General features: G+C 70.4%; 20 protein-coding genes. 14 read left to right on the top strand and 6 right to left on the bottom strand.

Features of this window, described 5'->3' with window-relative positions; translation table 11 throughout:
- Positions 1–25: 25 nt before the first annotated feature.
- A complete protein-coding gene (locus tag OHN74_RS36425; RefSeq protein WP_327698823.1) occupies positions 26–1,363 on the bottom strand; it encodes a 6-phospho-beta-glucosidase in 1,338 nt (445 codons plus the stop codon).
- Positions 1,360–2,124, bottom strand: a complete 765-nt coding sequence (locus OHN74_RS36420) for a DeoR/GlpR family DNA-binding transcription regulator (protein ID WP_327698822.1) — start codon at positions 2,122–2,124, stop codon at positions 1,360–1,362. The genes OHN74_RS36425 and OHN74_RS36420 overlap by 4 nt, the downstream gene beginning before the upstream one ends.
- 126 nt (positions 2,125–2,250) lie before the next feature.
- On the opposite strand from OHN74_RS36420, the gene OHN74_RS36415 reads away from it, so the two are divergent.
- The 10 genes from OHN74_RS36415 to OHN74_RS36370 all read left to right on the top strand — a co-directional run bounded on the left by OHN74_RS36415 (position 2,251) and on the right by OHN74_RS36370 (position 15,859).
- Positions 2,251–3,270, top strand: a complete 1,020-nt coding sequence (locus OHN74_RS36415) for a carbohydrate kinase family protein (RefSeq protein ID WP_327698821.1) — start codon at positions 2,251–2,253, stop codon at positions 3,268–3,270.
- A 56-nt stretch (positions 3,271–3,326) separates the two neighbouring features.
- Positions 3,327–4,607 carry an ABC transporter substrate-binding protein gene (locus OHN74_RS36410; RefSeq protein ID WP_327698820.1) on the top strand — a complete coding sequence of 427 codons (1,281 nt, stop codon included), beginning with the start codon at positions 3,327–3,329 and terminating at the stop codon, positions 4,605–4,607.
- A gap of 124 nt (positions 4,608–4,731) precedes the next feature.
- Positions 4,732–5,616, top strand: a complete 885-nt coding sequence (locus OHN74_RS36405) for a carbohydrate ABC transporter permease (protein ID WP_327700392.1) — start codon at positions 4,732–4,734, stop codon at positions 5,614–5,616.
- Positions 5,613–6,482, top strand: coding sequence for a carbohydrate ABC transporter permease (locus OHN74_RS36400; RefSeq protein ID WP_327698819.1), 870 nt, complete (start codon positions 5,613–5,615; stop codon positions 6,480–6,482). The genes OHN74_RS36405 and OHN74_RS36400 overlap by 4 nt, the downstream gene beginning before the upstream one ends.
- 32 nt (positions 6,483–6,514) lie before the next feature.
- The gene (locus OHN74_RS36395; RefSeq protein ID WP_327698818.1) at positions 6,515–7,501 is read left to right on the top strand and encodes an alkaline phosphatase family protein; all 987 of its coding nucleotides are present in this window, start codon (positions 6,515–6,517) and stop codon (positions 7,499–7,501) included.
- Positions 7,498–10,422 (top strand): glycoside hydrolase family 2 TIM barrel-domain containing protein, encoded by a 2,925-nt coding sequence (locus OHN74_RS36390; RefSeq protein ID WP_327698817.1) that lies wholly within the window; start codon positions 7,498–7,500, stop codon positions 10,420–10,422. The genes OHN74_RS36395 and OHN74_RS36390 overlap by 4 nt, the downstream gene beginning before the upstream one ends.
- Before the next feature lie 49 nt (positions 10,423–10,471).
- Entirely contained in the window at positions 10,472–12,331 is a 1,860-nt protein-coding gene (locus tag OHN74_RS36385) for a LamG-like jellyroll fold domain-containing protein (protein ID WP_327698816.1), read from the top strand.
- 81 nt (positions 12,332–12,412) lie between these two features.
- A complete protein-coding gene (locus tag OHN74_RS36380) occupies positions 12,413–14,086 on the top strand; it encodes a PHP domain-containing protein (protein WP_327698815.1) in 1,674 nt (557 codons plus the stop codon).
- A 3-nt stretch (positions 14,087–14,089) separates the two neighbouring features.
- Positions 14,090–14,950, top strand: a complete 861-nt coding sequence (locus tag OHN74_RS36375) for a hypothetical protein (RefSeq protein ID WP_327698814.1) — start codon at positions 14,090–14,092, stop codon at positions 14,948–14,950.
- 33 nt (positions 14,951–14,983) lie between these two features.
- Positions 14,984–15,859 (top strand): PaaX family transcriptional regulator, encoded by an 876-nt coding sequence (locus tag OHN74_RS36370; protein ID WP_327698813.1) that lies wholly within the window; start codon positions 14,984–14,986, stop codon positions 15,857–15,859.
- On the opposite strand, the gene OHN74_RS36365 is transcribed toward OHN74_RS36370, so the two are convergent.
- From OHN74_RS36365 to OHN74_RS36350, 4 genes are read right to left on the bottom strand one after another with little or no spacing between them, the layout of a single operon-like run.
- On the bottom strand, positions 15,850–16,305 hold the full coding sequence (locus OHN74_RS36365; protein WP_327698812.1) for a MaoC family dehydratase: 456 nt from the start codon (positions 16,303–16,305) through the stop codon (positions 15,850–15,852). The genes OHN74_RS36370 and OHN74_RS36365 overlap by 10 nt on opposite strands.
- Before the next feature lie 53 nt (positions 16,306–16,358).
- Positions 16,359–17,864, bottom strand: coding sequence for an acyl-CoA synthetase (locus OHN74_RS36360; RefSeq protein WP_327698811.1), 1,506 nt, complete (start codon positions 17,862–17,864; stop codon positions 16,359–16,361).
- Positions 17,865–17,904: 40 nt separating this feature from the next.
- Positions 17,905–18,789: an amidohydrolase family protein gene (locus tag OHN74_RS36355; protein ID WP_327698810.1), complete on the bottom strand. Its 885-nt coding sequence runs from the start codon at positions 18,787–18,789 to the stop codon at positions 17,905–17,907.
- Between the two features lie 2 nt (positions 18,790–18,791).
- Complete coding sequence (locus OHN74_RS36350; protein ID WP_327698809.1) at positions 18,792–19,709, bottom strand: SDR family NAD(P)-dependent oxidoreductase; 918 nt, start codon at positions 19,707–19,709, stop codon at positions 18,792–18,794.
- A gap of 245 nt (positions 19,710–19,954) precedes the next feature.
- On the opposite strand from OHN74_RS36350, the gene OHN74_RS36345 reads away from it, so the two are divergent.
- The 4 genes from OHN74_RS36345 (at position 19,955) to OHN74_RS36330 (ending at position 24,008) form a co-directional block, all read left to right on the top strand.
- Positions 19,955–20,380, top strand: a complete 426-nt coding sequence (locus OHN74_RS36345; RefSeq protein WP_327698808.1) for a MarR family winged helix-turn-helix transcriptional regulator — start codon at positions 19,955–19,957, stop codon at positions 20,378–20,380.
- A 111-nt stretch (positions 20,381–20,491) separates the two neighbouring features.
- A complete protein-coding gene (locus tag OHN74_RS36340) occupies positions 20,492–21,862 on the top strand; it encodes an MFS transporter (protein ID WP_327698807.1) in 1,371 nt (456 codons plus the stop codon).
- Positions 21,859–23,259: an alpha/beta hydrolase family protein gene (locus OHN74_RS36335; RefSeq protein WP_327698806.1), complete on the top strand. Its 1,401-nt coding sequence runs from the start codon at positions 21,859–21,861 to the stop codon at positions 23,257–23,259. Before OHN74_RS36340 ends, OHN74_RS36335 begins: the two co-directional genes overlap by 4 nt.
- Entirely contained in the window at positions 23,256–24,008 is a 753-nt protein-coding gene (locus OHN74_RS36330; protein WP_327698805.1) for an IclR family transcriptional regulator, read from the top strand. The genes OHN74_RS36335 and OHN74_RS36330 overlap by 4 nt, the downstream gene beginning before the upstream one ends.
- Positions 24,009–24,210 lie beyond the last annotated feature (202 nt).

Raw genomic sequence — 24,210 nt, 5'->3', positions numbered from 1 at the left:
AGACCAGATGTGAGCGGGAAAGCGCTTACTTAAGGTACGCGAGACCAGGATGGACCGCGGTGTATCCATCGACCAGTCTGCGGGCCACGTTCACGGAGTCGACGAGCGGGTGCAGGGCGAACGCCTTGACCGCCGTCGTACGGGAGCCGGACTCGGCGGCGGCGAGCACCTCGCGCTCGACCGCCTTGACCGAGCAGACCAGGCCGGAGGCGTGGTCGGGCAGCGGGTCGACGGTGACGGGGTGGGCGCCGTTGGCGTCGACCAGGCAGGGCACCTCGATGACGGCCTCGGCGTCGAGCACCGAGAGCGTCCCGCGGTTGCGGACGTTGAGGATCAGGGTGGTGCGCTCGTCGCGGGCGATGGCCCGCATCAGCGCGAGGGCGACCTTCTCGTAGCCCCCGGACAGGTCGTCGGCGTCCCGCTCGCCCGCGCCCGCCGTCTCGCGGGCCTCGGCCATGTAGGTCGCCTCGCGCTCGGCGCGGGTACGGTCCCAGGCGGTGAGGGCGGCGGCGTCCGGGCGCTTCATCTCGTCGTAGAAACCGGCCTGCTGGTCGCGCAGGAAGGCGCCGCGGGTCTTCTCGGCCTCGCTGTAGGCGCGTACGGCCTCGCGGTTGAAGTAGTAGTAGTGCAGGTACTCGTTCGGGATGGCGCCCAGGGACTGGAGCCAGTCCGTGCCGAAGAGCTTGCCCTCCTCGAAGGAGCCGAGGAGGTCGGGGTCGGCGAGCAGCCGCGGGAGTTCGTCGCGGCCGTTGATCCTGAGGCCGCGCACCCAGCCCAGGTGGTTGAGGCCGACGTAGTCGATCCACGCCTCACCGGGGTTGGCGCCGAGCACCCGGGCGATACGGCGGCCGAGGCCCACCGGGGAGTCGCAGATGCCGATGACGCGGTCGCCGAGGTGGCGGGACATGGCCTCGGTGACCAGGCCCGCCGGGTTGGTGAAGTTGATGACCCAGGCGTCGGGGGCGACCCGCGCGACGCGACGCGCGATGTCCTCGGCCACCGGAACCGTGCGCAGGCCGTAGGCGATGCCGCCCGCGCCGACCGTCTCCTGGCCGAGGACACCCTCGTCCAGCGCCACCTTCTCGTCGTTCGCCCGGCCCTCCAGGCCGCCGACACGGATCGCGGAGAAGACGAAGTCGGCGCCGGTGAGCGCCTCGTCGAGGTCGGTCGTGGCGCTCACCTCGGGGGCGTCGGGCACTCCCGCCGCCTGCTCGGCCAGGACCCGGGTGACCGCCGAGAGGCGGCCCGCGTCCAGGTCGTGCAGGACGACACGCGTCACCCGGCCCTCGGCGTGGTCGCCCAGGAGCGCCCCGTACACGAGCGGCACGCGGAATCCGCCGCCGCCCAGAATCGTCAGCTTCAAGGTTGCACCTTTCCTGCCGTGATGACCTGCACCCCGGCCTCCTGCAGAGAGGACTGCGTCGCCGGGTCCACCGGCGCGTTCGTCACCACCATGTCCAGCTCGTCCGGGCCGCAGACCTTGGCCATGCCCGTGCCGGGGAACTTGGCACGGTCGGCGAGCAGGACGACCCGGTCGGCGGCCTTGATCATGGCTCGCTTGACCGGCACCTCGACGACCGTGGTGTCCATCACCTGGCCGCCGGGCCGGACGCCGCTGGTGCCCAGGAAGACCCAGTCGGCGTGCAGCTGACGCAGATTGTCCTCGGTGAGGAAGCCGACCAGGGAGCGGTACTCGCGCCTGACCATGCCGCCGAGGAGCACCAGTTCGATGCCCTCGTCGTCCACCAGCTCCTCGAAGACCACCAGGTTGCTGGTGATCACGGTGAGCCGGCGGCCGTGCAGTTGCCGGGCCAGCCGGTAGGCGGTGGTGCCGATGTCGAGCAGCACCGACTGGCCGTCCTCGACGAGCGAGGCGGCCCTGGCGGCTATCGCGTCCTTCTCGGCCACGCGCACCTCGGCGACCTCGGCGAAGGGCTGGTCGCCCTCCTCCACCACGGCGCCGCCGTGTACACGTGTGAGCAGGCCCTCCTCCTCCAGTCTGACCAGGTCGCGCCGGACGGTGGCGGGGCTCACCCCCAGTTGCTCGGAGAGATCGGTCACGGCTGCGGGGCCGCCCGAGCGCAGGGCCCGCAGGATGAGTTGATGTCGTCGTTCTGCCAGCACGCGACGAACAGTACTCGTCATCTTCAGTCATTTCTATGCTTGCTTCTGCTCGACTCTTGCCAAATCTTCCGAAGACGCGCACGATTCCGGTCATCAAATGACGAGTTTTGACGAGAGGATGCACGCGTGGACGACGAACGGCCCGATGTGCTGCTGACCGGGCTGCTCTTCTTCGACCTCGTCCTCACCGGCCTGGGCAAGCCCCCGACGCCCGGCGAGGAGATCTGGACGTCGGGGATGGGCACCAGCCCCGGCGGGATCGCGAACCTCGCGGTGGCCGCCTCCCGGTTCGGTCTGAGGACCTCCCTGGCCACGGTCTTCGGCGACGACGCGTACGGCACCCACTGCCGCGACGTCCTCGCCGGCCAGGAGGGCGTCGACCTCTCGCTCTCGCGCACCGCGGACGACTGGCACACCCCCGTCACCGTCTCGCTCGCCTACGACGACGACCGCGCCCTGATCACCCACGGGCAGCCGCCGCCGTACTCCCAGGACGTCCTGCTGGGCGACCCGCCCGAGGCACGCACCGCCCTCGTCCACCTGGAGGCCGAGCCCCACCGATGGCTGGCCAAGGCGGCGGCGAACGGCACGCAGATCTACGCGGACGTCGGCTGGGACCCCACCCAGGTGTGGTCCTCCGACCTGCTCGACCAGCTCGCCCTGTGCCACGCCTTCCTCCCCAACGAGACCGAGGCGATGGCGTACACCCGTACCGACAGCGCGGTCGCCGCGCTCGGCACGCTTTCCGAGCTGGTACCGGTCGCGGTGGTCACGCGGGGCGGGGCCGGCGCGGCCGGCGTCGACCAGACGACCGGTGAGTACGCCGAGGTCCCCGCCCTCGACACCGACGTCCTCGACACCACGGGTGCCGGGGACGTGTTCGGCGCGAGCTTCGTCGCCGCCTCCCTCGGCGGCTGGCCGCTGGCGGAACGGCTGCGGTTCGCCGTCCTGGCCGCAGGCCTGTCGGTGCGGCACCACAGCGGTGCTCTCGCCGCCCCCGGCTGGTACGGCGTGGACCACTGGTGGCGCTCGCTGACCGACCCCGGCCTGAAGCAGGCATACGGCTTCCTCGCGGACCGCATCCCGGCGGACGTCGGCCCGCCGGTGCACCACGCCCCGGTCACCCCGCCCGCACCGCCGCCCTGATCCTCCCAGTAAAAACGCCCCTCAGTACCACGAACAGGAACAAACAGGAGTGACTCGTGGACCTTTCTCGTAGAGGCTTCCTCCAGGCCGCCGCGCTCACCGCGGCTGCCTCCGGCCTGACCGTCGCCTGTGGCGGCGACTCGGGATCCGGCGGTACCAAGAACGGCAAGAACCTCACCATGTGGTACTGGGGCGGCGCCCTCAGCGACAAGGTGGTCGGCGAGGCCAAGACGCACTTCAGCAGCACGATCAAGCTGACCTCCGCCTCCATCGGCGGCGACTTCAAGCAGAAGCTCACCACCACCCTCGCGGCGGGCGGCTCCTCGGTCCCCGACATCACCGGCATCAAGGGGGAGGACATCGCCTCCTTCCTGCCCAACGCCGACCGCTTCCTCGACCTGAACGACCTCGGCTTCAAGAAGCTCTCGTCCCAGTACCTGGCATGGAAGACCAAGCTCGCCCAGACCAAGGACGGGAAGCAGATCGGGTTCCCGATCGACATCGGTCCCACGGCGCTCTTCTACCGCGCGGACCAGTTCGACAAGGCCGGGCTGCCCAGCGACCCGGCCAAGGTCGCGGCCGAGGCCAAGACCTGGGACGACTACTTCGCGCTCGGCTCCGAGCTGAAGAAGGCGCTGCCCGGCACCTTCCTGGTCAACAACATGGGCTCGGTGTTCAACATCGCGGTCGGCCAGGGCACCAAGCGGTTCATCGACCAGGACAACCACTTCATCGGCGACCAGGACCACATCCGCGCCGCGTGGGACACGGCGGTCCGCGCCTACACGCTCGGCCTCGACGCCAAGATCAACGACCAGAGCTGGAACGCCGCCGTCGGCAAGAGCCTGACCACCGAACTCGGCGCCGCCTGGCACGCCCTGGACATCGAGTCGGCGGCCCCGGGCACCAAGGGCGACTGGCGGGTCTGCGCGACGCCGGGCGGGCCGGCCAACCAGGGCGGCTCCTATCTGACGCTGCCCAAGCAGTGCCGGAACCCCGAAGAGGCATTCAAGATCATCAGCTGGATCCTCAGCCCGGACAACAACGCCAAGAGCTTCACCGACGCCGCCATCTTCCCCGCCTCCCCGGCCACGTACGCGATGCCGGCCATGACGGGCCCCGACGCCTTCTTCGGCGGACAGAAGATCATCGAGGTCTTCGGCCCGGCCGCCGAGAGCATCCCCGTGAGCTACGAGGCACCCGCCGACTCCGCGGTCATGGCTCCCTTCATGGCCGAGCTGACCAGCATCGAGGCCAAGGGCAAGAAGCCCGACGCCGCCTGGAACGACGCGGTCGACCAGGCCAAGCAGATCGCCCGGCGACAGGGGGTGAACTGAGGTGTCGTCACCTCCGGTCACCGGATCCGCCACGGTGCCGAAGCACCGTGGCGGGCCCGGCCCGGCCCGCTTCCGCCCGCGACGCACCCCGCCCGCGGGCGTCGCGCGGCCCGGACGTCGCTCAGTGCTGTCGTACTGGCGGCAGTACCTTGCGATCTCGCCCTTCTACCTGATCTTCATCGCCTTCTCGTTCGTCCCCGTCTTCTATTCGCTGTATCTGGCCTTCCAGCGCTACGACGGTCTGGGCACCAAGCAGTTCGTGGGCCTCCAGCAGTTCGAGTTCCTCTGGAGCGACCCGGTCTTCTGGCTGTCGATCCGCAACACCCTGGCGATCTGGGTCCTGTCCACCGTGCCCACGCTCTTCGGCGCCCTGGTCCTGGCGACCGTGCTGCATTCGGTGCGCCGCTTCAAGGGCTTCTACCGCATCGCCCTCTACGTGCCGAACGTCACGTCGATCGTCGCCGTGGCGATCTTCTTCGGCGCGGTGTTCAGCAACGACTTCGGCCTGGTCAACGCGATCCTGGGCATGGTCGGCATCTCACCTGTCCCATGGCTGAGCAACCCATGGCTGATCAAGGTGGTCATCGCACTGCTGATGACCTGGATGTGGACCGGCTACAACATGATCATCTACCTGGCCGGTCTCCAGGCCATCCCGCAGTCGGTCTACGAGGCGGCGAAGATGGACGGCGCGGGCCCCATCCGCACGTTCTTCCAGATCACCATCCCGATCATGCGGCCGATCATCCTGTTCACCGTCGTCATCTCGACCATCAACGGTCTGCAGAGCTTCAGCGAACCCCAGGTCCTCTTCGCCAGCAACGCCGCCAACCAGAACCTCGGCGGCCCGGGCCAGGCGGGTCTGACCACGCTGCTGTACTTCTACCAGTCGGCCTTCCTCGACAACGACTACGGCTACGGCGCGGCCATCGTGTGGGCCTTCTTCGTACTGATCATCGTGCTCGTCGTCATCAACTGGCGCATCGTGCAACGAGGGAGGAAGTCATGACGACAGCCGCCACACCGCGGCCGGCCACGGGCGCGAAGCGGCCACGCCGCCCCAAGGGCCTGTCCGCCCACCTCTTCCTCGTCCTGGCCGTCCTGGTCTCGGTCTTCCCGTTCGTGTGGACGATCGTGATGGCGACCAACACCACGCGCGACATCTACAAGAGCCCACCGAAGCTGACCTTCGGCTCCCATCTGCTGGAGAACATCCGGGGTGTGCTCGACACCATCGACTTCTTCGGGTCGATGCTCAACACGGTCGTCGTCGCGTGCGTCACCACGGTCCTGGTGCTGTTCGTCGACTCCCTGGCGGCCTTCGCCTTCGCCAAGTTCGATTTCCCCGGGCGCAAGGTGCTCTTCGGCACGCTGCTGGTGTTCATGATGCTGCCGCTCCAGCTGGCCGTCCTGCCGCAGTTCATCCTGATGTCCGAGCTCGGCTGGGTCGGCATGCTCAAGGCGCTGGTCTGGCCCGCCCTCTCCAACGCCTTCGGCATCTTCTGGCTGCGCCAGTACATCGAGAACGGTGTGCCCGACGAACTGCTCGACGCGGCGCGCATCGACGGCGCCGGGTTCTTCCGTCAGTACTGGAACGTCGCGCTGCCGATGATCAAGCCCGCGATGTCCTTCCTCGCCATCTACGCCTTCGTCGGCGCCTGGAACGACTACGTCTGGCCCCTCATCGTGCTCACCGACCCCGCACACGTCACGCTCCAGGTGGAGCTGGCCCAGCTCAACGTCGGCCACAGCACCGACTACAGCATGGTCATGGCCGGTGTGCTCATGGCGTCCGTCCCGCTGGTCGTGGTCTTCGCGATCTTCGCGCGCGGGTTCATCGCCGGCGCCACCGAAGGCGCGGTACAGGGCAGCTGAACCGCTCACGAGAGACACGAGAAGGGTGCGCGATGGTGGACGGCGGCGGACGGCCGGGACGCGGCAAGGTGCTCGTGGTGGGTATGGACGGGGTGCGCTTCGACCGGCTGCCCCTCCCCCGGGCGGCGGACGGGGGCACCCCCGTCCCGCTTCGCCCGCCGTCCACGGCACCCGTGCTGCACAGCCTGATGGCCGCGGGCTCCCACGGCAGCAGCCTGCTGCCCTACGGCGAGGTGGACGGCCAGGCCGAGGACGGGCCGTCCACCAGCATGGCCTACACCGACTCCGGCCCCGGCTGGTCGAGCGTGCTGACCGGGGTGTGGCCCGACCGGCACGGAGTGACCGGCAACGACTTCACCGGCGCCGACTACACCCGCCACCCCGACTTCCTCAGCCGCGCGGCCGCTGCCCGGCCCGGTCTGCGCACGGCGGCGGCGGTGTCCTGGCCCGAACTGGTCGACCGCGGCACCCTGGGGCCCGGCATCGGCGAGCGCGCGCGGTACGACGGTGAATCCGACGGCTACGAGGGCGCGGACCGTCTCGTCGCCGACACCGCCGTACGCTGGCTCACCGAGGACGACCCGGACGTCGTGTTCGTGTACTTCGGCGCCACCGACGAGGCCGGCCACGCCACGGGCCCCCTGAGCCCCGCCTACGATCGGGCCCTCCTCGCCCAGGACGCCCACCTCGGGCGGCTGCTGCACGCCATCGCCGCCCGGCGCTCCCACCCCGCCCGTGCGGACGAGCACTGGACGGTGCTGGTCACCACGGACCACGGCCATCTCGACACCGGCGGCCACGGAGGCGACACGCATGCCGAGCGCGAGGTCTTCGTCGTCCTCGCCGAGCCCGGAACACCCGGCGGCACCCGGCTGGACACACCCCGCCTCATCGACATCGCCCCCACCGTCCTGGACCGCCTCGGCATCCCGGCCGACCCCGCCTGGGGCCTGTCGGGCCACGTCCTGCCCCGGCCCACCACGTCTCCCCTCCCGCCACCGACTTCGGAATGGTCATGACCGACGATCCCCTGCTCGCCCTGCGCCCCTGGGAGTCACCCGAAGTGACTTCGTGGGGGCGGCTGCCCATGAACGCCGTCGACCGGCGGGCCCAGGCGCTCTCGCTGGACGGCGACTGGCGTTTCCAACTGCTCCCGACACCGACGGCCGAGGTCGCGGACGCCTGGTCCTCGGCCCGGGTCCCCGGCGCCTGGACCCTCCAGGACACCGACGACCTGCCCTGGTACACCAACGTCCGGATGCCGTGGCCCGACTTCCCGCCCGCGTCCCCCTCGGACAACCCGACGGGCGTGTACGAGCGTGAGTTCGACGTTCCGGCCGAGTGGGCGGGCCGACGGATCGTGCTCCAGGTGGGCGCCGCCGAGAGCGTGCTCCTCGTGCATGTCGACGGGCGGCCGGTCGGCATCTCCAAGGACTCCCATCTGGCGGCCGAGTTCGACCTCTCCGACGTCGTGCTGCCGGGCCGCTCGGCGACCGTACGGCTCACCGTCGTCAAGTGGTCCGACGCCACCCACATCGAGGACCAGGACCAGTGGTGGCACGGCGGCATCACACGGTCGGTGCTGCTGTACGCGACCGACCCGCTGTACCTCGCGGACATCACCGTACGGGCGCCGGCCTCCGGTGAGCTGCGGGTCGACTGCCGGGTGCGGGACGCGGGCGGCGCGCTGCCGGAGGGGTGGTACGTCACGGGCGAGATCGATGGTCAACTCCTCTTCCAGGACCTTGAGTTCGACCGCCTCAACGCCCAGGACGACCGGGTCTCCGACTTTCTCGGCGAGCCCCGGCTGTCCGCCCAGGTGCCCGACATACGCACCTGGACCGCCGAGACGCCCGAGCTGTACGGCCTGACCGTCCGGCTGCACCGCGCCGACGGAACGGTCGCCGACACCTCGCATCGGCGCATCGGTTTCCGGGACGTCGAGATCGCCGGCCGGGACCTGCTGGTCAACGGCGAGCGGATCTACATCAGGGGCGTCAACCGGCACGACTTCCATCCGCTGACCGGGCGGACCGTGTCGTACGACGACATGCGCGCCGATCTCGCGCTGCTGAAGCGGTTCGGGTTCAACGCGATCCGCACCGCGCACTACCCGAACGACCCGACGCTGTACGACCTCGCGGACGAGCTCGGTTTCTATGTGGTCGACGAGGCGGACATCGAGTCGCACGACCACGCCCACGAGATCGCGGACGACCCGCGCTATCTGAACGCCTTCGTGGACCGGGTCTCGCGGATGGTCCTGCGGGACAAGAACCACCCCTCGATCATCATCTGGTCGCTGGGCAACGAGTCCGACTACGGTGCCAACCACGACGCGGCGGCGGGCTGGCTGCGCCGGCACGATCCGACCCGGCCGCTCCAGTACGAGGGCGCGGCCAAGCTCGGCTGGGCCGATCCGGCGGTCGCCTCCGACATCGCCTGTCCGATGTACGCGCCGCTGGAGGACTGTGTCGCGCACGCCCTGTCCGGCACGCAGACCAAGCCGCTCATCCAGTGCGAGTACTCGCACGCCATGGGAAACAGCAACGGCACACTCGCGGACCACTGGGCCGCCATCGAGTCAACGCCGGGACTTCAGGGCGGGTTCATCTGGGAGTTCTGGGACCACGGAATCCTTCAGTGCGTGAACAGCGGCAGACCTCTCGGACGCTCGGGCGCCGGGCTCTATGACAACGGTGTCGCCGCTCCCGGCCTGCGCTGGGCGTACGGCGGCGACTTCGGCGAGACGCCCCACGACGGCGCCTTCATCGCCGACGGTGTCGTCTTCCCCGACCGCACGCCCAAGCCCGTCATGTACGAACACCGGGAGATCGCGGCTCCGGTGCGCCTGGAGGCCTTCCGGCACGAGGGGCTCGTCGTCGCCAACCACCAGTCGTTCCGGGGCCTGGACTGGCTCACGGCCACCTGGGAACTGGCGCTCGCGGACGGCCGTACGCTGACCGCGCCCGCCGAACTGCCGGATCTGCGCCCCGGCGAGACGGCTGCCGTGCCGCTGCCCATCGAGCTGCCGGTGGACGGCGGCGAGGCCTGGCTGACCCTGCGGGTGACGACGGCCGGTGACGAGCCGTGGGCGCCGCGCGGTACCGAGATGTGCACGCCCCAGCTGTTGCTGCGGGCCGCGCCCGAGGTGTCGGAGACCGTCGTCGCGGGACCGCGCGTCAAGGTCGACGCGGACGGGCTGCTGGTCCATCCGCTGCTGACGTCCGCGCCCGTGCTGTCCCTGTGGCGGGCGCCGACCGACAACGACGAGCTGGGCGGCATGGCGGCCCGCTGGCAGGACTGGGGTCTGGACACCCTCGTGCGCAAGGCCGTCGACGTGCGACGCGACGGCGGGCGCGTGACCGTGCTCGCCGAGTACGCGGCGAACGAGGGCGTCATCCGCCACGAGCAGGTGTTCACCCCGGTCCAGGGCGGCATCCGCGTCGAGGAGAACGTCGAACTGCCGGACGCCTACGCCGATGTGGCCCGGGTCGGTTCCGTGTTCGAGACGGTGTCCGGGCTCGACCTGCTGGAGTGGTTCGGGCAGGGCCCCTGGGAGTCCTATCCGGACCGCGCCGCCGGAGCGCCCGTCGGGCATCACTCGGCCCCCGTGGACTCCCTGTTCACCCCCTATCTGCGACCGCAGGAGAGCGGCGGACGGCACGGTGTACGACGGTTCAGGCTGTCGGCACCGGACTCCACCGGTCTCTCGGTCGTGCTGGACCGGCCGCGCCAGGTCTCCGTGACCCGGTTCCGCGCCGAGGATCTGGCCGCCGCCACACACCACGACCAGCTGACGCCACGGTCCGGCTGCGTGGTCCACATCGACGCGGCACACCGGGGGCTCGGCACGGCGTCGTGCGGCCCCGACACCTTCCCCTCCTATCTCCTGCAGCCGGGCACCCACCGCTGGGCCTGGACTCTTCGCACCCTGTAGCCCCCCACACACCTCCTCGCACCTCACAGAACCTCTTACGGAGCCAGTTGTGTGCACCTCGCACGAGTCCGGGCACGAGCCTGCCCTCGAAGCACCCCAGGCGGGCGCCGGGCGGCGTACCTTCCTGCGGGCGACCGCGCTGATCGGGGCGGCGGCCACCACGTCCGTCGCCCTGCCGACCGCCGCTGAAGCCATGACCGACCAGACGCGTTCGTCGTGGCGGCCCGACACCGAGAGCCGCCGGTTCACGCTCGCCGTGATGCCCGACACCCAGTACCTCTTCGACGGGCCGAGCATCGACAAGGCGCCCGTCGAGGCGTCCCTGCGGTATCTGCTGGAGCACGGGCGGGACGAGAACATCGTGTTCCTGTCCCATCTGGGCGACCTCACCCAGAACGGCGCCGCACCGGAGGTCGCCGCGATCGGCGAGGCGTTCCGGCTGCTGGACCGGCGGGGCGTCGGCTACAGCGTCCTCGCGGGCAACCACGACGTGAAGTCCTCCACCACCGACCAGCGGGGCGCCTCCCCGTACCTCGACGTGTTCGGGCCGGAGCGGTTCAAGGGGAAGAAGACCTTCGGCGGGGCCTCGGCCGACGGCTACAACACCTTCCATGTGTTCAAGGCGGCCGGGCGGCAGTGGCTGGTCCTCGCGCTGGACTGGCGGCTGTCGGACAAGGGGTACGCGTGGGCGAAGGACGTCCTGGCGAAGCACCCGACCCTGCCGGTGATCCTCACGACGCACGAGCTGGTCGTCGAGGACGACTCCCTGTCCGACTACGGGCAGCAGCTGTGGGACCGGCTGATCGCCGACCACGACCAGATCTTCCTCACCCTCAACGGGCACTACTGGCCCGCCGGCCGCGCGACGCGCAAGAACGCGGCGGGACATGAGGTCGAGCTGCATCTGACGAACTATCAGAACCGGTACTTCGGCGGCGCGGCGATGATCCGCCTCTACCGTTTCGACCTCGACCGGAACACCATCGACGTGGAGACGGTCTCCCCGTGGATCCTGGGCCGGGCCGCGAAGGGGCTCAACGAGCTGGAGCGGCAGGAGATCGAACTCAGCGGCGAGGCCGACCGGTTCTCCGTCGACATCGACTTCTCGGAGCGTTTCGCCGGCTTCGCCCCGGTGCCCGCACGCCCCGCCCGCCCGGCCTCCAAGATGGTGATCCCGGGCACGGTGGCGTACTGGCGCTTCGACGGACAGACGGACGGGGCCGCCCTCAGGGGCACGGTCCGTGACCGGTCCGGCCGGGGCAACGACCTGGCGCTGATATCGGTCGGGGGCGCCACGCTGAACTGGTCGAGCGACCACCACCCGGACCAGCCGGGCCACGGCAGCCTGGACTTCAACGGCTTCAAGTCACCCCTCAAGGGCGCCTATCTGCGCACGGTCGACGGCGCGCCCCTCAACTCGGCCACGTTCAAGGCCGGTTACACCATCGAGGCGTTCTACCGGCTGCCCGCCGACTGGGACCCCTCGCACCATGCCTGGGCCGGAGTGGTCAGCCGAACCGGTACGGGCGGCGCCGCGGGCAAGACGGGCGACGACCCGGACGAGCCGCTGGCCACGCTGTCCCTCTCCAACGACCGTGAGCCGCAGTGGGCCATGCGGCCCCTCAACCAGCAGGGCATCGCCACCAACTGGGGTCAGGAAACCCCGCTGGAGACCTGGTGGCACCTCGCGGTCGTCAACGACGGCAGGCACACCACCCTGTACGTCCAGGGCTGCCCGGTCGTCCGCAACCCGACGGCGACCTCGACCGGCATCACCTCGGTCGGGCTGCCGTGGCTGCTCGGCGGCTACGAGTACGCCGGGAAGATCGACCAGATCCTGCACGCCCGCCTCGGCGACGTACGCATCGTCGAACGGGCGCTGCCCGTCACCTCGTTCATGAACCACTGACGCACACCGTCGGGCTCCGCCAAGCCTCCTGGAATCCACAGTTCTCCAGATCCCACCAGCTCCCGAGGGAACCCACAGACCATGACAGAGCAACAGCTGCCTGCCTGGGCCGACCCCGCCGTCTCCCCCGCCGGTCTCGACGCTCAGGGCGTCTCCCGGCGTCAACTCCTGCACCGGGCGGGCATGTTCGGCGCCGCCTTCGCCGCCGGATCGCTGGCGACACCCGCCGCGGCGGCAGCCGGTCCGCACCGGCTCGGCGGCAGCGACCCGCGCCTCGCCTACCTCGTCGGCGACCATCACATCCACACCGTGTACAGCCATGACGCCAAGTACACGTTCTCCCAACTGGCCTCGGCGGGCGAGAAGTTCGGCCTCGACTGGATGGTGTTCACCGAGCACTCCAACTTCGGGCACGCCCAGTACGGGGCCCCGTTGGAGCACGCCGAGATCCTCAAGGCGCGGAAGGAGAACCCGCGCCAGCTGATCTTCCAGGGCCTGGAGTGGTACATCCCGGGCGCCGAGCACTGCACGGTCTTCTCGCCGCCCGGCCAGCGCGAGGTCGACCTGCTCACCAAGTTCGAGAGCGCCTACGACGGCAAGCTCCTCGGCTACACGGACGGCTCGGCCGGCGGCGCGGACACCGCCCGCAACGAGGCGCACGCCGTCAAGGCGATCAAGTGGCTGGCCGAGCAGCGCCGTACCGGTTACGTCGACGACGTGCTGGTCCTCGCCAACCACCCGATGCGCCTGGGCATCGACTCCCCGCACGAGATGCGCAACTGGCGTGACGCGGCTCCCGAGATCATGATCGGCATGGAGGGCGCGCCCGGTGCCCAGGGTGCGGCCATCCCCGGCTGGCGCGGGGCCACCTCGGTCCGCGGCGAGTACGAGAACAAGCCCACGGCACAGTCCTGGCAGGGCTATCCGGCGGACGGGTATCTGACGTACGGCGGCTTCGACTGGGCGACCGCGACGGTCGGCGGTCTGTGGGACTCGATGCTGGCCGAAGGCAGCCTGTTCTCGATCACCACGAACTCCGACGCGCACCGGATCGTCTTCGACACCTGGAAGAACGGCGACTGGCCGGCCGGGCAGAACTTCGACAACACCGGAAAGCTGCCCGACCCGGTGAACACCGACACGCCGCAGCCCGGCAGCGACTTCTGGCCCGGCCAGTTCAGCCGCACCCACGTGGGCGTCACGGGCTACGGCTACCGCGCGGTGATGGCGGGCATGCGCGCGGGCCGGGTCTGGCTGGACCACGGCCATCTGCTGGACGGGCTCGACGTACGGCTGACGCGTGACTGCGACTTCGGCCGGGGTGTCACGCTGGGCGGCCGGCTCCGGGTCCGCAGGGGCGAGAAGCTGACGCTGAACATCACCGTGACCACCGCCTCCCGCCTCAACCCGCAGAGAATCCTGCCCGAGTTGGCGCACGTCGACGTGATCCGGGGCGCGGTACGCGGCCCGGTCGCCGACCGGGACACCTGGAAGGCGCCGGACACGAAGGTCGTGAAGTCGAAGGACGTGACGGGCCGCACGGGGACGTACACCCTGCGCGTGCCGCTGACCGCGGGCGACGAGTCGTTCTACGTCCGGCTGCGCGGCAGCGACGGCAACCGGCACGGCGCCGGGTACCTCGGCGCCTCGGTCGACCCGCACGGGCCGATCACTCACGAGCCCGGAAACGGTGACCCGTGGGCCGATACGTGGTTCTATTCCAACCCGGTGTTCGTCGACGTCGTAGGTGGCTGACTGATGAAGCGTCAACTCCTGTCCCTCAGCGCGTTATTAGGCCTGTCGGGGGCGCTGGTGCTCGGCGGCGGTGGGTCAGCGTCCGCCGCCGACGCGCAGTGGACGGAGACGGGATCGGCCCAGGTCGACTCCCTGGGCAGCGGTCAGGGGCTGGCCTCCCGGGCGGACGGCACGCTCCTGTACCGCGGCCTCACCTCGATCCCGCTGGACCTGCGCATCGCCGGCTGGAACCACATCGGTGACCCGGACATCGCGAACGGGTACGTGTTCGACGCCTACCAGGGATCGGACACGGCCACGTCGAAGATGTTCGCGGTCACCACCCCGGCGGGGCAGCGGTACCAGTACGTGCACCAGCTCGACTCCGGCGAGAAGCTGAACAACTCCTTCGCCACCGTCTCGCCCGACAACCAGTGGCTGGTCTCGGGCGAGTGGGGCGACCGGTCCCGTCTCCAGGTGTTCCCGGCCCCGCTCCTCAACGCGTCGACCCCGGCCACGGGCGGCGCGCTGGCGCAGGCCGGGCAGATCACCCTGGACAGGACCGTCCGGGACATCCAGGGCTGCGACTTCGTCACCGCGACCCGGCTGCTGTGCGCCTCGGACGACGACTCGGGCACCCTGTTCCCGGAGGTGCGCCCGCTGCTCCAGGTCGACCTGGAACGCGCGGTGGACGGCAATCAGGTCACGGGCCACGTCACGAGCCTGTTCGCCCTCCCGCAGCGCAGCACCTGCACGGGGACGGCGTACGAGGCGGAGGGCGTCGACTACGACACGAACACCGGCACCCTGCGCGCCCAGGTCGTCCAGCCGGGCATCTGCGCACTGGCGACCACCGTGTACTCGTACCGCCAGGTCACGGGCTGACGGACCGATCGCCCGGGGCGTACCGTGGGCCGCGTGACCACCGAGGAGTCGCTGCGGCCGCAGTCCCTGATGCTGACGTTCCTGGGTGACCAGGTGCTCGGGCGTGACGTCTGTGTGTACTCGGGCAGTGTCATCGACGTGTTCGCGCGGGCGGGCGTCGGTGAGCAGGCGACCCGTTCGACACTGACCCGGATGGTGAGCCGCGGTCTGCTGCGCCGCCAACGCGAGGGCCGCCGGATGTACTTCGGGCTGACCGGGCGCTCGGCCGCCGTGCTGGCCGACGGCGAGCGGCGCGTCTGGCACACCGGTGCGGTCAACCGGCACTGGGACGGCACCTGGACCCTGCTCGGTTTCTCCCTCCCGGAGTCCTGGCAGCGCCAACGCCACGACCTGCGTTCGCAGTTGACGTGGAGCGGGTTCGGCCCGCTGTTCAACGGCCTGTGGATCGCGCCGGGCGAGGTCGACGTCTCCGCCCTGGTGGCCGAACTCGGCCTGTCCGCCCATGTGAAGGTGTTCCGGGCGCACGCCGACGCGGGCATGGACATCGGCGCGATGATCGAGGAGAGCTGGGAACTGTCCGAACTGGCCGCGCGGTACGGGGCGTTCGCCCGGCGCTGGCAGCCCTGGAGGACCGAGCTGCCGGCGGCGGACGACTCCCTCTCCCTGCACCTCGTCCTGCAGGCCGAGTGGCTGGGGATCATCCGCCGCGACCCGCGCCTCCCGGTCGTGCATCTCCCGGGCGACTGGCCGGCGGAACAGGCCGAGAAGACGTTCCGGGCGGTGCACGAACGGCTCACACCGCTCGCCCGGGAAGCCTCAGAACGCCTTCTCGACCTCGTGCCCGTACGCGAGGATCCGCTGGATCAGGGAGATCAGGGAGATCAGAGGGACCAGAGGGATCAGGCGTAGAAGCGGGACAGGCTCTGCAGCACCGCCGCCGGCTTCGGGGCGCCCTCGATCTCGATCGTGCCGTCGACGGTGATCTGCACCCCGCCCGGCACCTCCTCGACGTCGGCCAGCCTGCCGACCAGGCGGATCTTCGAGCCGACCTTCACGGGCGAGGGGAAACGCACCTTGTTGAGGCCGTAGTTGACCTTCGTGGTGACGCCCTGGACGTCCAGGAGCTCGGTGAAGAGCGGGATGAAGAGGGAGAGGGTGAGATATCCGTGGGCGATCGGGGCGCCGAAGGGGCCCTCGGCGGCCTTCTCCGGGTCGACGTGGATCCACTGGTGATCGCCGGTCGCGTCGGCGAAGGTGTTGATGCGCTCCTGCGTGACCTCGATCCACTCACTGGTGCCCAGGTCGCTGCCGGCGAGCTTCTTGAGTTCGTCGATACCGTTGACCGTGATGCTCATATCGCTTTCCTTAACTGGGAGTCGAGCTGGCAGAAGGCGGGTGCCGGAGCGGGCTACGAACCCGTACCGAAGGCCTTGCGCACCCGGGCCTTGAGGAGCTTCCCGGAGGCGGTGCGCGGGAGTTCGTCCGCGACGACCACCGACTTCGGGATCTTGTACTTGGCGATCCGCCCGGACAGCGAGGCCAGCACCTCGTCCGCGTCCAGGGCCGCGCCCTCGCGGGGCACCACGACCGCCCGCGGCACCTCGCCCCACTTCTCGTCGGCGACGCCGATGACCGCGCACTCGACGATGTCGGGGTGGGCCAGGAGGAGGTCCTCGATCTCGGCGGGGTAGATGTTCTCCCCACCCGAGATGATCATGTCCTTGATGCGGTCGACGACGAAGACGTACCCGTCCTCGTCGATCCGGGCGGCGTCCCCGCTGCGGAACCAGCCGTCCGTGAAGGAGGCGGCCGTCTCCTCGGGCAGGCCCCAGTACCCCGGCATGACGTGCGGACCGTGGACCACGATCTCGCCGGGCTCGCCGACCTCGGCGAGAGTCAGGTCCGGCCGTACCACCCGTACATCGCTGAAGAAGTGCGGTACGCCCGCCGAACCGGCCTTGCTGATCGCGTGCTCGGCGTCCAGGAAGAGGGTGCCGGGCGAGGCCTCGGTCATGCCGTAGCCCTGGAGGAAGGTGAGCCCGCGCTCCTGGAACCTGGCGATGAGCGGGGTCGGCACCGGTGAGCCGCCGCAGGAGAGCATCCGCAGCGACGACAGGTCGGCGTCGGCCCAGCGCGGGTGTCTGGCCACCTGGTCGAACATGGTCGGCACGCCGAACATGAAGGTGATCCGGTGCTGTTCGATCAGGTCGAAGGTCTCCTCGGGGACGAAGGACTCGACCAGGACGCACAGCCCGCCCTTGAGCAGCACGGGCAGGGTGAGCATGTTCAGCCCGGCCGTGTGGAACAACGGGGCGGAGACCAGGGCGCGTTCGTCGGTGATGACGTCCTGGTCGACGAGCACGTTGACGGAGTTCCAGGTGAGGTTGCCGTGTGTGAGCATGGCGCCCTTGGGGCGGCCCGTCGTGCCCGAGGTGTACATGATGATGCAGGTGTCGTCGGCGGTGACCGGCGCGTCGATCGGCTCGGCGGAGGATCCGGCGAGCGCTTCCTCGTACTCGGCGCCGACCTCGACGTACGTCCGCACATCGGTGTTGCCGGGCAGCCCGGCGACGAGACCGGCGTGCGAGGGGCCGTAGACGAGGGCCTTGGTGCCGGAGTCGGCGAGCTGGTAGGCGATCTCCGGGCCGGCGAGGCGGGTGTTGAGCGGCACGAAGACCGCGCCGAGGGTACCCGCCGCGAACAGTGTCTCCAGGTAGGAGGGGTGGTTCGGGCCGAGATAGGCGATCCGGTCGCCGCGGCGCACTCCCCGGTCGCGCAGGGCGTGTGCGAGCCGGGTGGTGCGCTCGTACAGCCGTGCGTAGGTGAGCGTGGTGTCGCCGTGGATCAGGGCGGTGCGTTGGGGGGTCTTGCGGGCCCGGCGGGCGGGCCAAGACCCCAGTCCCTCGTTGCGCATCGTTGCGCCCCTCTACGAGTTACGAGACATGGGACAGGGCTTATGACTTGGTGAGCCCGAGCAGCCGGGCCGCGTTCTCCTTGAGGATCTTCGGCCTGACCTCGTCCTTGATCGGGAGCTTCTCGAAGTCGGCGAGCCAGCGGTCGGGGGTGAGCACCGGGTAGTCCGAGCCGAAGAGGACCTTGTCCTTGAGCAGCGTGTTGGCGTACTGCACCAGCTGCGGCGGGAAGTACTTCGGTGACCAGCCGGACAGGTCGATGTGCACACCCGGCTTGTGCGTGGCGACGGCGAGCGCCTCGTCCTGCCACGGGAAGGACGGGTGCGCCAGGATGATCTTCATCTCGGGGAAGTCGGCGGACACGTCGTCCACGTGCAGCGGGTTCGAGTACTTGAGCCTGATCCCGCCGCCGCCGGGCACTCCGGCGCCGATGCCGGTCTGGCCGGTGTGGAAGAGCGCGATCGTGCCGGTCTCCTCGATCACCTCGTACAGCTCGTACGCCACCGAGCGGTCGTTGGGGAAGAAGCCCTGGATGCTGGGGTGGAACTTGAAGCCCCTGACCCCGTACTCCTCGACCAGCCGGCGGGCCTGCTTGACGCCCGCCCGGCCACGGAAGGGGTCGATGGAGGCGAACGGGATCAGCACGTCCGGGTTGGCCGCGGCGGCCTCGGCGACCTCCTCGTTGGGGACGGGCGCGGTGCCGGTCGCTGACTCGGCGTCCACCGTGAAGATGACGGCGGCCATCTTCCGCTCGCGGTAGTACGCGGCGGTCTCCTCCAGGGTCGGCTTCCGCTTGCCCTCGACCTTGAAGTAGGCCGACGAGGCGTCGTGGAGGTCGTCGTCCAGGGACGAGGTGCCCTTGGAGGAGATCTCGGCGTGGGTGTGGACGTCGATCGCGACGAGTTCCTCGACGTCGATGTTCGCCATGGTCACGCCTCCGGGAACTTGGGGGCGGGGATGCCCACCGACTGGAGCTCGGCGCCGACCGAGGTCGACCAGGTGTCGGCCAGGGTCTCGGGGGTCCAGCCGCCGTCCGCGTACGCCGTCCTGACCTCCTGCGGATGCGACCAGAGTGCCACCTTGTCGCCGCCGATGCCGATGGCCTGGCCGGTGATGCCCCGGGCGGCCTCGGAGGCGAGGAACGGGACGAGGGCCGCGCAGTCCTCGGGGGTGCCGAAGCCCTCGCCCTTGCGCAGGAAGGCCGGGAACGGCTCGCCGTTCTTCAGCGCCTCGACGTACGGGGCGAAGGCCGGGATCGTCTCGGTCATGGCGGTGGCGGCCACCGGCACGATCGCGTTGACGGTGATGTTCGCGCGGCCCAGCTCCATCGACCAGGTGCGGGCGAAGGCGGCGATGCCGGCCTTGGCGGCGGCGTAGTTCGTCTGGCCGAAGTTGCCGCGCTGGCCGGCCGGGGAGCCGACCAGGATCAGCGTGCCGCCCTCGCCCTGCTCGCGCATGCGTACGGCGGCGGCGCGGGCGCAGGTGAAGGTGCCCTTGAGGTGGGTGGTGATCACCGCGTCGAAGTCGTCGTCGGTCATCTTCCACAGCACCTTGTCGCGCAGGATGCCCGCGTTGGTGACCAGGATGTCGAGCCGGCCGAACTCCTCCACCGCGCGGTTCACGAGCCGCTCGGCGGCCTCGGTCGTGCCGACCGGGACCACCTCGGCCACGGCGGTGCCGCCGGCCGCGGTGATGGACTTCACGGCCTGCTCGGCCACGGTCTCGTCGATGTCGTTGACGACCACGGAGGCGCCGGCGGCGGCGAGAGCGTGCGCGTAGGCGAGGCCGAGGCCTCGGCCGCTGCCGGTGACGACGGCGACCTTGCCGGTCAGATCGATGCTGGGCACGAGGGGGTCCCTTCACAAGACAACGGCTCAAGACGACTGCTTGGAGATCGAAGCTAAGAGCAATAATTGTTGACGTCAATAGTTGTTGCCATCACATGTGTGAGTCATGCTGGAATCAGTACCCGGATCAGCACACCGATCAGGACACGAGCACCGCCCCGCCCGGGGCCTCGACCAGGGAGCCCGCCATCACCCGACAGCAGCCTCTCCAGAACCCCGCATCGATCGACGCGCACGAGCCGTGGATGCGCGGGCTGCACGCGGACACCGGCTATCTGCTCTACCGCCTCGGCCTGCGCTCGGGACAGCTCTTCAACACCTTCCTCCAGGAGTCGGGCCTGCGCCTGCGCCACTACGCGGTACTGCGCTTCCTGAGCACCGCCGAGGGCACTCTCCAGCGCGAGCTGAGCGCACAGCTGGGCTACGACCCGTCCGCGATCGTCGGCCTGGTCGACGACCTGGAGAAGCTCGGCTTCGCCGAACGCCGGCCCTCCCCCGACGACCGCCGCAGCCGGCTCGTCGCCCTGACCGGCAACGGCCGCGCCTTCCTCCGCGACACCGACGAGGCCGGCCAGCGGGTCACCAACGAGCTGCTGGACCCGCTCGACGCGGCCGAGAGGGAGACCCTGCACGCCCTGCTCCGGCGGATCACGGAGGACGGACGCAACTGAACATTGGGCAAGTTCTTGACTGCCGCGCGATTGGTGCCTAACTTCACCCGGGCACCGGTCGGTCCCCTCGCCGGTGACGTCCCCCACGACATCGGCATCAGGGAGCTCCCCGTGCAGCCATCCCGCTCGTCCTCCGGCGCCGCCCGCCAACTCTCGCCGGACACAAGGGAGTTGCGCCGAGTCGCACTCTCCGGACTACTCGGCACCACCGTCGAGTTCTACGACTTCCTCGTGTACGGCACGGTCGCCGCCCTCGTCTTCGGCGAGCTGTTCTTCCCCCAGGCCGACCCCGCCGTCGGCACCATCGCCGCCTTCGGCACCTTCGCCGCGGGCTATGTCGCCCGGCCGCTCGGCGGCATCGTCTTCGGCCACTTCGGCGACCGGCTCGGCCGCAAGTCGATGATGCTCCTGACGATGACCCTGATGGGCTGCGGCAGCTTCCTCATCGGGCTGCTGCCGACGTACGACGCGATCGGCGTCTGGGCCCCGGTCCTGCTGGTCACCCTGCGCGTGGTGCAGGGCCTCGCGATCGGCGGCGAGTGGGGCGGCGCGACCCTGATGGTCGTCGAGCACGCCGAACGCACCCAGGGGTCCCGACGCGGCCTGTGGTCCAGCTCCACCCAGCTCGGCGCCCCGCTCGGCTCCGTGCTCTCCGCCGGAGTGGTCACCCTCGTCTCCACGCTCCCCGACGACCAGTTCCGCTCCTGGGGCTGGCGCATACCGTTCCTGCTCAGCTTCGTACTGCTCGGAGTCGGTCTGTTCGTCCGGCTGCGGGTCGCCGAGAGCCCGCTGTTCACCGAGGGCGGGCGGCGGACCTCCGCCAAGCCGCCGATCTTCGAGGTGCTGCGCCGCCCGAAGCCCGTCCTGCTCGCCTGCTGCGTCGGTATCGGCGCCTTCACCGCGCAGTCACTGCTGACCGGCTTCATGATCTCCTACGCCACCGGCAACGGGTACAGCCGCCCACAGGTGCTGACCGCCGTGACCATCGCCTCCTGTGTGGCGCTAGTCGTCCTGCCCACCGCCTCCGCGCTCACCGACCGCGTCGGCCGCCGCCCGGTGGTCCTCGCCGGTGCCGTCCTCTCGGCCGTGCTCGCCTTCCCCGTGCTGTGGCTGGTCGACTCCGGCTCGCCCGGACTGCTGATCCTCGCCCTCGTCCTCGGTCACGGCATCGCCCAGTCCACGATGTACGGGCCGCTGGGCGCCCTGTTCTCCGAGATGTTCGGCACCAGGGTGCGCTACACCGGCGCCTCGCTCGGCTACCAGGCGGCGACCCTGGTCGGCGCCGGGTTCTCGCCGCTGATCGCGACCAGCCTGCTCGCCTCGAACGGCGGCGGCAGTACGCCCGTGTCGCTGCTGCTGTGCGGCGGCGCGCTGATCACCGCGGTCACCGTGTGGCGGATGCCCGAGACGCACACCGACACGCTCGACTCCTCCGTCCCCCTCGCGCAGCAGACCCCCGCCCCCGAAGGGATACGCCCGTGAACTCCCGCGCCCTCGCCCTCCTCGCCACGGCGTCACTCGCGACCCTCTGCACGCCCGCGCCGTCCGCTCGGGCCGCCGCCGCACCCGCCGAGCGCGTGGAGGGCGGACTCCCCTCCGGCGCGACCTACCTGATGGACATGCCGGCCGACTGGAACGGGACGGTGCTGCTGTTCAGTCACGGCTACCGCACCGTCGGGGACCCCAACCCGGCCCAGAACGCACCGACTCCGGACGTGCAGCAGCGGCTCGTCGACGCCGGCTACGCGCTCATCGGGTCGTCCTACGCGTCCAGCGGATGGGCCGTCACCGAGGCCGTGCCGGACCAGCTGGCCACGCTCGACGCGTTCACCCGGCGGTTCGGCGAGGCCCGGCGCACGATCGCCTGGGGCCGGTCCTACGGTGGCCTGGTGACGACAGCCCTCGCCGAGCGACACGCCGACCGCTTCGACGGCTCGCTGTCGATGTGCGGTCTGGTTCAGGGCGGGGTGGCCAACTGGAACAGCACGCTCGACCCCGTCTTCGCCCTGCGAACACTCCTCGCCCCGGACTCGGGCATCCGGCTCACCGGATTCGCCGGCCAGGCCGACGCCCGGTCGGCCGCGACCGCGCTCGCCACGACCGTCACCGACGCCCAGCGGACCCCGGAGGGCCGGGCCCGTATCGCGCTCGCCGCCGCGCTGCACAACATCCCCGGATACAGCGACGCCACACAGCCCGTCCCCGGCCCCACCGACTGGGACACCCAGCAGGCCAACCAGTACGCGGCGGTCACCGGCCTGATCCTCAGCCCCGCGTTCGTCCGGCGCCAGGAGGCGGAATCCCGGGCCGGCGGCAACCCGTCCTGGAACACGGGCGTCGACTACACCCGGATGCTGCACCGGTCCTCGGTGTACAAGGAGGTGACCGAGCTGTACAAGGAGGCGGGACTCTCGTTGCGCGACGACCTGAAAACGCTGGACAAGGCCCCCCGGATCAGTGCCGACCCCGCCGCCGTGGCGTGGATGAGCCGGACCAGCTCGTTCACCGGCCGGCTCGCCGATCCCCAGCTGAACATCCACACCACCGGCGACGCGCTGATCCCCGTACAGGCGGAGAGCGCCTACCGGCGGGCGGCGACCGAGGGCGGCTCCGGCAGGCTGCTGAGCCAGGCCTACGTCGACGCCCCCGGACACTGCACGTTCAACACCGTGGAGACGGTCGCCGCCCTGCACACCCTGGAGCACCGCCTGGACACGGGCAGCTGGGACACCTCGGCAGCCGTCCTCAACTCCCGTGCGCGGCAGGAGGATCCGGCGACCCCGGCGCGTTACGCGACCTACCGGCCGACGGAGTACCCGCGCCCCTACGACCTGGCGCGGAAGCACGCCTCGACCCCTCCGGGAGCTGCCCGCCCATGACCGCCCGTTCCGCGCCCGACCGGCTGCTGTCGGTGCTCGGCGCCTTCGACCACGAGCACCCGGCGCTGTCCCTCACGGACATCAGCCGGCGGGCCGGGCTGACCCTCACCACCACGCACCGCCTCGTGGGCGCCCTCACCCACTGGGGTGCCCTGGAGCGGGACGACGACGGCGTCTACCACGTGGGGCTCCGGCTGTGGGAGGTAGCGGCGCTCGCCCCGCGCGGGCTGGCGCTGCGGCAGGTCGCGCTGCCGTATCTGGAGGACCTGTACGAAGCGACGCACGAGAACGTGCAGTTGGCGGTACGGGACGGCGGCGAGGTCGTCTACATCGAGTGGCTGTCGGGCCGTTCGGCGGTCGGGGTGCACATCAGGGTCGGTGCCCGCTGGCCGCTGCACGCCACGGGCGTCGGCCTCGCCCTGCTCGCCCACGGCGACGCGATGCTCCAGCAGCAGTACTGCGAGGGCCCGTTGACCGCCTTCACCCCGCACACGATCACCGACCCGGCCCGGTTGCGCCGTGTGCTGGCCGAAGTCCGGCGCACGGGCGTGGCGGTGAGCAGCCGTCAGGTCACCGACGACGCCCTGTCGGTGGCGGCCCCGGTGCACGGTCCGGGCGGTGCGGTGATCGCCGCGGTGTCCGTCGTGGTGCCCCAGGCGGACGCCCAGGTACCGGTACTGGTGCCCGCGGTGCGGCTGGCGGCGCGGGGGATCTCGCGGGCTCTGGGCTGGCAGCCGGAGCGGCGCTGAGCGGGCGCGCGCCCAAGGCCCAAGGGGCGAGGGGAACCGCGCGACCGGGCACGACGGCCCTGCGGGCGACAACGCACCGGACCTCCCGGAGCGCCCGGCCCGGACATCTCGCACCGCTCACCGATACCCGACCGCAGAGCGTCCTTACCGGAATCTCAGACGACGGGCCTCCGTTTCAAAGAACAAACCCATACAGAAGATG

It is taken from the genome of Streptomyces sp. NBC_00459, from assembly GCF_036013955.1.
Taxonomy (GTDB): domain Bacteria; phylum Actinomycetota; class Actinomycetes; order Streptomycetales; family Streptomycetaceae; genus Streptomyces.
Note: the sequence above shows the minus strand (reverse complement) of the source record. Positions and strands in the feature narration are given on the sequence as shown.

Excerpts from the sequence above, each read along its gene's own strand:
- OHN74_RS36345 (WP_327698808.1), top strand. The coding sequence starts at position 19,955 with ATGCGCGGGCTGCACGCGGACACCGGCTATCTGCTCTACCGCCTCGGC.
- OHN74_RS36380 (WP_327698815.1), top strand. The coding sequence starts at position 12,413 with ATGACAGAGCAACAGCTGCCTGCCTGGGCCGACCCCGCCGTCTCCCCC.
- OHN74_RS36330 (WP_327698805.1), top strand. The coding sequence starts at position 23,256 with ATGACCGCCCGTTCCGCGCCCGACCGGCTGCTGTCGGTGCTCGGCGCC.
- OHN74_RS36395 (WP_327698818.1), top strand. The coding sequence starts at position 6,515 with ATGGTGGACGGCGGCGGACGGCCGGGACGCGGCAAGGTGCTCGTGGTG.
- OHN74_RS36355 (WP_327698810.1), bottom strand. The coding sequence starts at position 18,789 with ATGGCGAACATCGACGTCGAGGAACTCGTCGCGATCGACGTCCACACC.
- OHN74_RS36400 (WP_327698819.1), top strand. The coding sequence starts at position 5,613 with ATGACGACAGCCGCCACACCGCGGCCGGCCACGGGCGCGAAGCGGCCA.
- OHN74_RS36375 (WP_327698814.1), top strand. The coding sequence starts at position 14,090 with ATGAAGCGTCAACTCCTGTCCCTCAGCGCGTTATTAGGCCTGTCGGGG.
- OHN74_RS36360 (WP_327698811.1), bottom strand. The coding sequence starts at position 17,864 with ATGCGCAACGAGGGACTGGGGTCTTGGCCCGCCCGCCGGGCCCGCAAG.
- OHN74_RS36365 (WP_327698812.1), bottom strand. The coding sequence starts at position 16,305 with ATGAGCATCACGGTCAACGGTATCGACGAACTCAAGAAGCTCGCCGGC.
- OHN74_RS36390 (WP_327698817.1), top strand. The coding sequence starts at position 7,498 with ATGACCGACGATCCCCTGCTCGCCCTGCGCCCCTGGGAGTCACCCGAA.